The organism is Bacillus sp. AFS001701, from assembly GCF_002559405.1.
GTDB lineage: Bacteria > Bacillota > Bacilli > Bacillales > Bacillaceae_G > Gottfriedia.
On record NZ_NTZO01000270.1, the window covers coordinates 1 to 12,426 of the forward strand.

At 31.8% G+C, this 12,426-nt stretch carries 9 protein-coding genes; 6 read left to right on the forward strand and 3 right to left on the reverse strand.

From position 1 onward, the window contains the following. Positions 1 to 343: permease (locus CN514_RS17415; RefSeq protein ID WP_098233689.1), on the reverse strand; the 343-nt coding region annotated here is incomplete at its 3' end. Between the two features lie 183 nt (positions 344 to 526). On the opposite strand from CN514_RS17415, the gene CN514_RS17420 reads away from it, so the two are divergent. The 5 genes from CN514_RS17420 to CN514_RS17440 all read left to right on the forward strand — a co-directional run bounded on the left by CN514_RS17420 (position 527) and on the right by CN514_RS17440 (position 8,298). Beyond that, positions 527 to 2,206, forward strand: coding sequence for a formate--tetrahydrofolate ligase (locus tag CN514_RS17420; RefSeq protein WP_098233690.1), 1,680 nt, complete (start codon positions 527 to 529; stop codon positions 2,204 to 2,206). A gap of 105 nt (positions 2,207 to 2,311) precedes the next feature. Continuing rightward, complete coding sequence (locus CN514_RS17425) at positions 2,312 to 4,546, forward strand: ABC transporter ATP-binding protein (protein WP_098233691.1); 2,235 nt, start codon at positions 2,312 to 2,314, stop codon at positions 4,544 to 4,546. Then, positions 4,543 to 6,417, forward strand: coding sequence for an ABC transporter ATP-binding protein (locus CN514_RS17430; RefSeq protein ID WP_098233692.1), 1,875 nt, complete (start codon positions 4,543 to 4,545; stop codon positions 6,415 to 6,417). The genes CN514_RS17425 and CN514_RS17430 overlap by 4 nt, the downstream gene beginning before the upstream one ends. Positions 6,418 to 6,543: 126 nt before the next feature. After that, positions 6,544 to 7,071: a hypothetical protein gene (locus CN514_RS17435; RefSeq protein ID WP_098233693.1), complete on the forward strand. Its 528-nt coding sequence runs from the start codon at positions 6,544 to 6,546 to the stop codon at positions 7,069 to 7,071. Continuing rightward, complete coding sequence (locus CN514_RS17440; protein WP_098233694.1) at positions 7,072 to 8,298, forward strand: DEAD/DEAH box helicase; 1,227 nt, start codon at positions 7,072 to 7,074, stop codon at positions 8,296 to 8,298. Positions 8,299 to 8,343: 45 nt separating this feature from the next. Here CN514_RS17440 and CN514_RS17445 read toward each other — a convergent pair whose 3' ends face one another. Continuing rightward, positions 8,344 to 9,288: an MBL fold metallo-hydrolase gene (locus CN514_RS17445; RefSeq protein WP_098233695.1), complete on the reverse strand. Its 945-nt coding sequence runs from the start codon at positions 9,286 to 9,288 to the stop codon at positions 8,344 to 8,346. Between the two features lie 167 nt (positions 9,289 to 9,455). Between CN514_RS17445 and CN514_RS17450 the strand changes: the two genes are divergently transcribed. Beyond that, positions 9,456 to 9,938: a glutathione peroxidase gene (locus CN514_RS17450; protein ID WP_098233696.1), complete on the forward strand. Its 483-nt coding sequence runs from the start codon at positions 9,456 to 9,458 to the stop codon at positions 9,936 to 9,938. 159 nt (positions 9,939 to 10,097) lie between these two features. Here CN514_RS17450 and CN514_RS17455 read toward each other — a convergent pair whose 3' ends face one another. After that, positions 10,098 to 12,329, reverse strand: coding sequence for an alpha-galactosidase (locus CN514_RS17455; RefSeq protein WP_098233697.1), 2,232 nt, complete (start codon positions 12,327 to 12,329; stop codon positions 10,098 to 10,100). Positions 12,330 to 12,426 lie beyond the last annotated feature (97 nt).

The following is a 12,426-nucleotide window of genomic DNA, read 5'->3' on the forward strand; positions in this document are numbered from 1 at the left end:
CACTTAAGACAATTAATAAATTATAGAAAATAGTTACAATTACCGAAAATAATCCAAATCCAATTGCTGTATATCCTAAAGTGGAATGACCTTTAGTTACAGAGTATATTCCAAGTGCAATTCCAACGATTCCAAATAAAACAGGCATTAAAAATAACGAAAATAGTGAAAAAAATAGAGCTACGTATCCAATTACAATTCCTGAGGCATGAGATTTATCTGAAGTTGTTTCCGAATAAAACACATTCCTTGCGGGATAAAACTCTGCACTATATTCTTCATTTTGATCCTTTGGTAAATTGTGATTACGTTTATGTTCTTTATGCTTTTTATGACGATACATTTAATTACACTCCTTTCTTTTAATGCCTTATCTTTAGTATGTAACTTTGAATTCCATTGATAAGTAGAAAGTATTAGTAATTTTGAATGATATGATTAAAGAATTTTGAATTTTTAAAAATGAAATATTTGTAAAATTGTGCTATAATTTTGATTATAATGAAGTGCAATTGGAGATGATTGAATGAGTCAAGTTAAGTCAGATTTAGAAATTGCTTTTGAATCAGAAATGAATAAAATAAACGAAATTGCAGATAATTTAAATCTTTTTGATGAAGAAGTTGAAAACTATGGGCATTATAAAGCTAAATTGTCATTATCAATTTTAGATCGATTAAAAGAAAATGAAGATGGTAAATTAATCTTAGTTACTTCAATAAATCCAACTCCAGCTGGTGAAGGTAAATCAACGGTCACTGTTGGACTTGCACAAGCTTTCCACAAAATTGGCAAAAATGCAATCGTAGCATTGCGTGAACCTTCTTTAGGGCCAACAATGGGAGTAAAGGGCGGTGCAACTGGAGGAGGCTATTCTCAAGTTTTACCAATGGATGATATCAATTTACATTTTAACGGTGATATCCATGCTATTACTACGACGAATAATGCTTTAGCAGCATTTATTGATAATCATATCCATCAAGGAAATGAACTTGAAATTGATGTGCGTAGAATTTCTTGGAAGAGAGTAGTCGATTTAAATGATCGTGCTTTAAGAAATGTTGTTGTAGGTTTAGGTGGTCCATCAGGTGGGGTTCCAAGAGAAGATGGGTTTGATATAACGGTTGCTTCTGAAATCATGGCGGTTCTTTGTTTAGCGACATCAATTCAAGACTTAAAAGAAAGACTTAAACGAATTGTTGTTGCCTATACTATACATAAAACTCCAGTAACTGTTGGAGATTTAAAAGTAGAAGGTGCACTAGCATTATTACTAAAAGACGCAATAAAACCAAATCTTGTTCAAACGATTGAACACACTCCAGCAATTATTCATGGTGGCCCATTTGCTAATATTGCTCATGGTTGTAACAGTGTTATTGCAACTAAAATGGCAATGAAATTAGGGGAATATGTTGTAACGGAAGCTGGTTTTGGTGCAGATTTAGGTGCAGAAAAATTCTTAAATATCAAAACTAGAGCTTTAGGTGTTACACCTGATGCAGTCGTAATAGTTGCAACAATTAGAGCATTAAAAATGCATGGTGGCGTAAATAAAAATGAATTGACTAATGAAAACGCTTTAGCAGTTAAAGATGGAATTCAAAATCTTGAAAAGCATGTGGAAACAGTTCGCAAATTCAATGTACCTGTTGTTGTAGCAATTAATAAATTTATTTCTGACTCAGAAGAAGAAATAAGTGTATTAAAGCAATGGGGACAAGATAATGGCATTAAGATCGTCTTAACAGAAGTTTGGGAACATGGTGGTAAAGGTGGCGTAGAGCTAGCTGAATCTCTTGTTAGTATGTTAAAAAATCCTAAAGAATCATTTAATTATTTATATGAATTATCGGATTCAATTGAAAATAAAATAGAAAAAATTGCAAAAGAAGTTTATGGTGCAGACGGAGTGAATATTTCTCCAAAAGCAAAAAAACAAATTTTGGAATTTAATGAGAATGGTTGGGGCAACCTACCAATTTGTATGGCAAAATCTCAATATTCTTTATCAGACCAGCCAAGTTTAGTTGGAAGACCTACTGGTTTTAAAGTAGAAATAAGAGAACTTAAAGCATCAATTGGTGCAGGTTTTATTGTTGCACTAACAGGGAACGTAATGACAATGCCAGGTTTACCGAAAAAACCAGCTGCATTAAATATGGACGTAGATGAACTAGGCCGTCCAAAAGGATTGTTTTAATTAACTTAATAATTCATACTAAAAAAACATACTCGCATTTTATGCGAGTTTTTTCAGTATGAGTTAGTGTTTAAATAAAATACATCATAATAGGGAGAGACTCATTTGATCAAGTTAGCTAAGTATTTAAAAGCATTTAGTACAAGTATAATTTTAGCTATATTATTCTTATTTGGTCAGGCCATGTGTGATCTGAACTTACCTAACTATATGTCCGAAATTGTAAACAATGGTATTCAGCAAAATGGAATATTGCATGTTGCTCCAGATGCAATTAGTCAAAAAGGTATGAAACTAATGACTACCTTTATGACAGATAAAGAAAAAGAAATTATATTTAAAAATTATGAGTTGAAATCCGTAAATGATAAAAATTCAAAAGGAAAAAAATACATAAGTATATACAAAAAAGCAGATCAGAGCATTTACGTAAAGAAAAAATTGAATAAGATCGTAGAAAAACAACTTGATCAATCATTTGGTGCTTCCACTTGGACATTATTTAATATAATCCAAGAAGAAGCTACTGGAAAAGTAAGTCATGCACAAACTAGTAGTACGCCGCGTTCAAATAAGATTAATTTAACAAAACTATATGAGTTGCAGCCAATGTTTGATAAACTTTCCAAAAATGCGATACTAAATGCGCATAATAAAGCTATATCATCCGATAAAACCTTACTAACACAAAGTGGTATTATGATGACGAAAGCATTTTATACTGAACTAGGCGTTAATTTACATAAACTAGGAAGTTTATATATCGTTAAAATTGGATTGATTATGATTGTGATTGCTTTACTTGGAGGAATAGCAACAGTCTTAGTCAGCTTCTTGTCCTCAAGAATTGCCTCTGGTGTCGCTAGGAATTTACGTAAAGATGTTTTCAAAAAAATTGAAAGCTTTTCTAACAATGAATTTGATAAATTTTCAACGGCATCTCTGATTACAAGATGTACAAATGATGTTATGCAAATTCAAACTCTTTTAATGATGGGGATCCGAATGATTTGTTACGCACCAATTATGGGAATTGGCGGAATTATAATGGCAATTAATAAATCAGCTTCGATGAGCTGGATTATTGCATTAGCTGTTATCGTTCTACTTTCATTAATTATGGTAATCATGACAGTAGCTATTCCAAAGTTTAAATTAATTCAAAAGCTAATAGATAAGTTAAATCTAGTTTCAAGGGAAAATTTAACGGGATTGATGGTAATTAGAGCTTTTGGAAATGCTTCATATGAAAAAACGAGATTCCAAGAGGTAAACAGTGAATTAACGAAAACGAATTTATTTGTCAACCGTATCATGATAATGATGATGCCTTCAATGATGTTGATTATGAATGGCTCATCATTATTAATCATTTGGGTTGGTGCCCACCAAATTGCTAAATCTAATATGCAAGTTGGCGATATGATCGCATTTATGCAATATGCAATGCAAATCATCACAGCATTTTTAATGATTTCAATCATGTTTATTCTTGTCCCGAGAGCGGCTGTTTCTGCTACACGTATTTCAGAAGTATTGTCTACTGATGTATCAATTATCGATCCAGAGCTTCATAAAAACTTTGAAGCAGATAAAAAAGGATTTGTTGAATTTAAAAATGTTTGTTACCGATATGAAGGTGCTGAAAATGATGTACTAAATAATATTTCATTTGTTGCAAAGCCAGGACAAACAACTGCCATTATTGGTCCAACTGGTTCAGGAAAATCAACAATTGCAAATTTAATATTACGTTTTTATGATGTTACTAAAGGGGAAGTCTTAGTTGATGGTGTGGATCTAAGGGAAGTAAAGCAAAAAGATTTACGCACTAAAATAGGGTATGTACCTCAAAAAGGACTTTTACTAACAGGGACAATTGCTTCTAATTTAAAATACGGAAATAAAAATATTTCTGATGAAGAAATGGAAAGAGTAGCCCAAATCGCTCAGGCTAGTGAATTTATCTCTCAAAAAGAAGGAAAATTTAATGCTGAAATTTCTCAAGGTGGAGATAATGTTTCAGGTGGTCAAAAACAAAGAATTTCAATCGCTCGGGCTTTAGCTAGGAAACCCGAAATTCTTATTTTTGACGATAGTTTCTCTGCGCTTGATTTTAAGACGGATTTTGCGTTAAGAAAGGCGTTAAATGAAGATATAGAATCAACTACGATGATCATTATTGCCCAACGTGTAAATACGATCATGAATGCAGAGCATATAGTTGTATTAGATAGTGGTAGGATTGTAGGTCAAGGTACTCATAAAGAACTTCTGAAAAATTGCCCAGAATACTTAGAAATTGCTTCATCGCAGTTATCCAAGGAGGAATTAGCATGAGCAATTCTAATAAAAATACTTTTCAAAATCGGGGCGGTGGACGCGGGCCTGTCCAAATGTTTGGAAGAAATATCCCAATGGTGCCAGGTCAAAAGGCGAAAGATTTTAAAGGTTCGATGGCAAAATTGATGAGTTATTTAGGTGCGCACAAGAAGACAATCGTTTTTGTCTTTATACTAGCAATTATTTCAACTGTTTTTACAATACTAGGGCCAAAAATTCTAGGTAAAGCGACAGATGAAATTTTTTCCGGTGTCATGAAACAAATTAGTGGTAGTGGAAAAATTAACTTTGGAAAAATAAGTGTAATTGGTTTATGGCTAATTGGTTTATTTTTATTAAGCTCACTTTTTGCATATCTTCAAGGTTATGTAATGAGTGGTGTTACGATGAAGGTAACTTTTAAGCTTCGAAGTGATATAAATGATAAAATTCATAAATTACCTTTAAGCTATTTTGATCAAACTAGTCACGGTGAAGTTCTTTCTAGAATAACGAATGATGTTGATACAATTAATCAAACATTAAACCAAAGTTTAACACAAATAATTACATCGATTACCTCGATTATTGGTATAACAATTATGATGATTTCGATCAGCTGGCAACTCACTTTAGTTGCGCTATGCATATTGCCTCTTTCAATGGTATTTGTCATGATGATCGTTAAAAAATCTCAAAAACATTTTATTAACCAGCAAAGATATTTAGGGAAAGTAAATGGACATGTAGAAGAAATGTTAGGAAATCATGTTTTAGTAAAAGCATTTAGTGGTGAAGATGAATCGACAAGAGCTTTTAGTAAATATAATGATGAATTATATAAGTCGGCATGGAGAGCGAATTTTCTATCGGGACTTATGATTCCAATCACTGCTTTTATTGGAAATATTGGCTATGTTGCGATTTGTATATTAGGTGGATATTTTACTGCAAATGGATCAATGACAGTTGGAGGTATTCAAGCTTTCATTCAATATGTTCGTTCATTTACGCAGCCAATTTCACAAATTGCTAATATTTCAAATATACTTCAACAAACAGCAGCAGCTGCAGAAAGAGTATTTGAATTTTTAGAAGAGAAAGAAGAAGTACCTGAAATAAAAAATGCACGATCAATTAAGCATAATGAAGTTACAAGTAATGTTTGCTTCAACCATGTTGCTTTTGGATATACACCTGAAAAAATGATTATTCATGATTTTAATTTAGTCGTTAAACCTGGCCAAAAAATTGCAATAGTTGGGCCAACTGGTGCTGGTAAATCAACAATTGTAAATTTAATAATGCGTTTTTACGATGTTAATAGTGGGGAAATCACAATAGGTGGACATAACATTAAGAATTTTAAAAGGGATGAACTTAGATCATTATTTGGAATGGTTCTTCAAGATACTTGGCTATTTAATGGTACAATTGCAGATAATATCCGTTTTGGAAGACTTAATGCAACGGATGATGAAGTAACAAAAGCTTCTATTTCTGCTCAATCTGATCACTTTATCAGAGCTTTGCCTGATGGATATAATATGATACTTAACGAAGAAGTAAATAATATATCCCAAGGTCAAAAGCAGCTGATCACGATTGCTCGTGCAATTTTGGCAGATCCTCAAATATTAATTTTAGATGAAGCAACCAGTAGTGTAGATACGAGAACTGAAGCACTCATTCAAAAAGCAATGGACAATTTAATGGTAGGAAGAACAAGTTTTGTGATTGCGCATCGCCTATCGACTATTCGAAATGCAGATTTGATTCTTTGTATGAAGGATGGCGATATTATTGAACAAGGTACGCATGAGGAATTAATGGAAATAGAAGGTTTCTACGCAAATCTTTATCATAGTCAATTTGAGATAATAAAATAAAAATTGATCCCGATAAAATTGAAACAAAATGATTTTATCGGATTATTTTTTGTGTGGTTCGTTTATTATGATAAATAATAGGAAATAAGCGAACTTAGGAATCTATTGATTAAAGGAGTTTAGATAATGTTTGATCCGACCGCATTTGATAATATGAAGGTTGTCATAGAAGGGCTCTTATATGACAAAGATTTAGATGGAGAATATGAAATCACTGATCGAAATGACTTTGTTAATCTTTCCAAAATGGATCGATTATTCTCAATTCGATTTAAAAAATTAAAAAAGTCGACTAAGACAACAAGTTGCACTTTTTCAATGAGTACATCAGCTAGTGATTTATATAATGAATTAATTAATGGAAATACTGAAGTAGGATGTTATATTGAAATTGAATTTTCCTTTCCTAAACCATTAGAAATCGAAATCATTCAAAGAAGTCTACTTTTATTTCAAAATAAGACAAATGAGCAATTCACTCCATTTTATAACATTAAACACTCTATTTTAGATAAAAATATCATTGAATCATCAGTAAACATAAAATTTCAAAATAAAATAACCGAAGATGACTTCGATCTAATAGAAGAATTGGTACATATTACAGAAATAATGTTACAATGGTACGATGAGCAAATATTAAAGGAGATTTAAATGGAACATTTTCAATTAGCAGAACAAACAATCTTAAAAATAAAAGCAAATAATATTACGAAATGGACAGCAGTTCAAGAGGAAGCAATCCCAGCGATATTAGATGGGAACGATGTCATAGCGCAATCTCCGACAGGTACTGGTAAGACTCTTGCATATGTTTTGCCTTTAATTAATAAGGTCGATGAAATGGAAGAAAATCCTCAAATTATGATCATGGCTCCAACTCGTGAACTTGTAATGCAAATTTTTCAGGTTGTTCAAGACTATACACAAAATACAAATATAAAAGTGGCTTCAATTGTTGGTGGAGCGGATATAAAACGTCAGATTGAAAAATTAAAACAAAAGCCTAAAATTATCGTTGGTTCACCAGGGCGAATTTCACAATTAATCAAACAGAAAAAATTAAAAATGCATTGTGTTAAGACAATTGTTTTTGATGAAGTAGATGAATTATTAAAAACAGATGATCAAAAAGATTTACCTCAAATTGTCAAAGCAACGATGAAAGATCGCCAACTAGTATTTTTATCTGCAACAATTACACCGGGGGCAATGCAATTTGCCAAAGAAACAAGTTCAAATCTAAAAGAAATTTCGATTGAACAAAGCTTGGAAGGAAATATAATTCATGGTTTTATTCCTTGTGAAGAAAGAGAGAAGCTAGAATTACTTAGAAGAATTGCTTCTGTTCAAAATATGAAAGCAATCGTATTTAGTAATGATCCATTTAAACTTGAAGGATACGCTTCTAAATTAAATTTTAGAGGAATTAAAACAGCGGTACTGCATTCAAAACTAGGGAAAATGGAAAGAGGTCGAGTTTTAAAAGATCTTCAAATCGGTAAAACTACTTTACTATTTTCAACTGACGTAGCAGCACGAGGAATCGATTTACAAGAGTTACCATATGTCATAACACTTGATGTACCAGAAAAAGTTGAACAGTATACTCATCGAAGTGGCCGTGTAGGAAGAATGGGTAAACAAGGTACTGTCATAAACTTGGTAACACCTCGAGAGAAAAAGAATTTATTTAGCTTAAGAGGAACGCAAAAATTGTTTTTTGAACATTTAACGGTTTCACACGGTGAAATACAAAAAGTCGAAATAATAGAAAAACAACTGAACGAAAATCAAACAAAAGAAAAAAGAACAAAACCAGTTTCAAATCAAAATAAAAAACCTGTTTCAGGTAAAAATAAACCAATGAAAAAAAATTAAAAAATAATAAAAACTTCAGCCAAATGGCTGAAGTTTTTTATTTTATTAATTTTGATCCATAGCCAGTACTAATCCCATAGCTGAAACTTCCAAATCTAACTTAATAATCTGGAAAACTGGGTGACTCTCATCTATATTCTTATTTTGAAGATCATGCTTTACTTCATTATATAATGCTGCTGACAAAATCCTGCTTTTCTCATAAAAAGGTTTTTCCTTATTATCTTCAATCGTGGAAGCAGTTAGTTTCATTAAACGATCTAAATATAACTTTAAAGACTCATATACGAAATTTGTATCTCTAGTTAATCCATAATGACCGAAGCAAATAGCATCTGGATGATACTCTTGAATTTTTCTAGATGAACTTAGTGTTGCTTCGTATGAAAATTGATTAGGCGATGTCGACGGTAAAATAAACGTACCTATTTCCTTTTGAAGCTGTGGATAATAAATACCTAATGTATCTCCTGTAAACATAAATTTACTAGAAGAATCGAAAATTGAAATATGATGATTAGCATGACCTGGAGTATGTAAAAATGTTAGTTTACGATTTTTACCAATAACAAGCTCCTCACCATCGGCTACCTGATAAATTTTAGTCGCGTCAATTGGAAGAATTGGTTTAAATAAACGATCAAAATCATCACCATAAACTTGTTTTGCACTCGCAATTAATTTTGTCGGATCCTCTAAATGCCTAGCTCCCTTTGGATGGACAAAAAGAGTGGCATTAGGACATTTTTCCATTAATAAACCAGCGCCACCTGAATGATCTAAATGAATATGTGTTACGATAACATTTTTAATTCTGTCTAATGAAATTTGTAGCTCTTTTAAACCTTGTAATAAATACTCGTGGGAAGGACTAGCACTTGTTTCAATGATTGTAATGTCTTCATCTAAAATAATATAGCTACCCGTTCGTTCCTGAAACGATAAATCATATAAATCAATTAAATATGTATTAAAGCCTAAATCTTGCATAGTCTAACCTCCAATCTTTTGTTAAAAGGTGAAGAAAATAGTTTAATTAAACTATAATTTAAATACTAATAGGTTTGAAGGTTTTTTTCAAAAAATAGTAATTAGAATAGACTTTTTGATGGAAAATAATTACTATTAACATTATAAGGAAGTAGGAGGAATGTGAAATGAGTATTTATGATTTTGAAGTAAAAGATAGCAAGGGCGAAGATGTATCTCTTTCAAAATATAAAGATAAAGTGATAATTGTTGTAAATACTGCAAGTGCATGTGGATATACTCCTCAATATAAAGATTTACAAGCATTATATGAAGAATATAAAGAAGAAGGATTAGTAATACTTGGTTTTCCATGTAATCAATTTATGAATCAGGAACCAGGTTCAAATGAAGAAATTCAAAGTTTTTGTGAATTAAATTTTGGTGTAACCTTCCCTGTTTTCGGAAAAATTGATGTAAATGGTGACAAAGCAGATCCACTATTTAAATATTTAAGCTCAGAAGCTCCTGGTATTATGGGGTTAAAATCAATAAAATGGAATTTTACTAAATTTATTATAAATAAAAATGGTGAGGTCATTGAACGATTTGCTCCTCAAACAAATCCTCAAGAGATGAGATCGACCATTGAGAAACTATTGAAAGCTTAAGAAGCTTTTTTAATGTTGAATGCTTTAAAGACAGTTAAAAACGCTTGTTTTTATCGCACATCTGCAAGATTTGCTGCACGAAAAGACAAGCGTTTTGATTGGTCATGTTGCAACATATTCGAACTTCGTTATAGGACAATAAGGACGAGTTTCGTACATTTAATTAGGACAACAAACAAGGTGAAAGATGCAAGATTGGAAATCACCTGCTCGTTTTGCAATTTTTTTATTGGCGCCATTATATTCGAGTGGTAAGGGGATTCCTTTTTCCATTAATTCGTTTCCATAAAAAGTGAGATTCGTACTGTTTACAAAATATTTCTTATTTGGATTTAAACCGGTCAGTTTTAAAGTCTGGTATTTCATAGGATTTGGGCTAGCTAATATTTTGTACCAACCTATAATGGCTTCATTTTTGTTTTTACTTATTACCATCCAAGCTACTTCGTTTTCCTTAAAAGGATCAATTAACCGATAAAAATCTCCTTTCATAATTAATGATCGGTGATGTTTGAAAAATTGTATTTGCGATTTAATATCTGATTTTTCTTTTTCAGTAAGTATCAAAGGATTTAATTCATAACCAAATGTTCCAAAGAAAGCGACATTGGCTCTAATTGATAATGGGGTATTACGAAATGTTTGATGATTAGGTGATGCTGATACATGTGATCCGATGCTAGAAATTGGGTATGGTAGAGAGGTACCATATTGAATTTTTAATCGTTCTATTGGATCTGTATTATCACTAGCCCATGCTTGGGGTGCATAAAACAATAAACCAGGATCAAATCGACCACCACCGCCTGCACATGATTCAAATAACACATTTGGAAATTCACTTACTAATCGTCCATATAATTCATACACACCTAAAATATACCGATGAAAAAATTCATCTTGTTGATCATTAGCTAACTTCTTAGAATAAGCCTCAGTAATATTTCGATTCATATCCCATTTTATATAGTCTAAATTTGTATTCTTTATAACATCAGCCATTTTTTTATAAATGTAATCGACAACATCCTTTCTCGAGAAATCTAATACTAATTGATGCCTTCCTAAAGATACCTGTCGATTAGGTGTATGAATAATCCAATCAGGATGATTTTTAAATAAATTACTATTTTGACTAACCATTTCAGGCTCAAACCAAAGACCAAATTTTAAACCTAACTCTTTAATTTTATTAGCAAAATGGTCTATTCCTTTAGGGAATTTTTCAGTATTTGAATACCAATCGCCTAGAGAGCTAGTAGCATTATTTCTTTTACCAAACCATCCATCATCTAATACAAATAATTCAATCCCAAGTTTTTCTGCTTCTCTTGCGATTTGAAGTAAGGATTCTTCATTAAAGTTGAAATAAGTAGCTTCCCAATTGTTTATTAATATAGGTCGTTCATTATTTTTCCACTTACCACGAATTAGGTTGTTTCGATATAAATCATGATAAGTTTGACTCATACCGTTCATACCTTGATCAGAATATACGATCACTACTTCAGGTGATTGAAAATGTTCGTTTTCAGATAATTTCCAAGTAAAACGAAATGGATGTATTCCCATCGTAATTCGAGTCATATCGTAATGATCAACTTCAGCTTGAGCAATAAAATTCGAGCTATAAACTAAATTAAAACCAAATACTTCACCATGATTTTCTGTCGTCTCTTTTCTTCTAAAGGCAAGAAATGGGTTATGTTGATGTGAACTTGAACCACGTAAACTCGATATGCCTTGCGTACCCATCACTAACTGACGTTCATTTAAATGTCTCTCTCTAGACCATGCACCACTTAGCTGTATCATAATGAAATCATGATCAGGAAAATCAATCGTCGCACTCATAAATCGCTCTAAATAAAATGGTTCAGTTCCTTGGTTACAAATATATGCACTTCTAGTAATAACAGATAAATCTTTAAATATTGTATAGGAAATTACTAGCACAGCTTTAAGTGTTGAGTCTTCTAAAACAATCTGAATGGTTTCAGCATCTTCTTCATTTTCTGTATAAGTGGCAGGTAAACCTTGTAAATGGGGTTTCCCTTTTGTAATTGTATAATCTTTATAGATAAAATTTGTAATATGGCTACCGTTTAACTGACGAATACTTAATGCCGGTTCACGATAGTCAGAAGTGCCATAGACGGGAAATTCCTGTCTGATAGTTTCAAGACTAATTGATCGATCAGCATAATAATAAGAAGTATATGTTGTAGTAGAATTGTCATTTTGAATATGAGTAAAATTTGAATGAATGTCAATCGCTTTTCCAAAATACAAAGACCCAAGATGACCATTTTTCATGACATAAAATACATAACTAATTTTTCCGTTTGATAGATGAAACTTCTTTTGTTCGTCATCCACAAAGATCAGCATGATTGCACCTCTAGTACATGATTTAATGACTTCTAAAAACTTTTTATATTATTAAAGAAATTAGCCTAATCCAATTTTTATGCACAGTATAAAATTA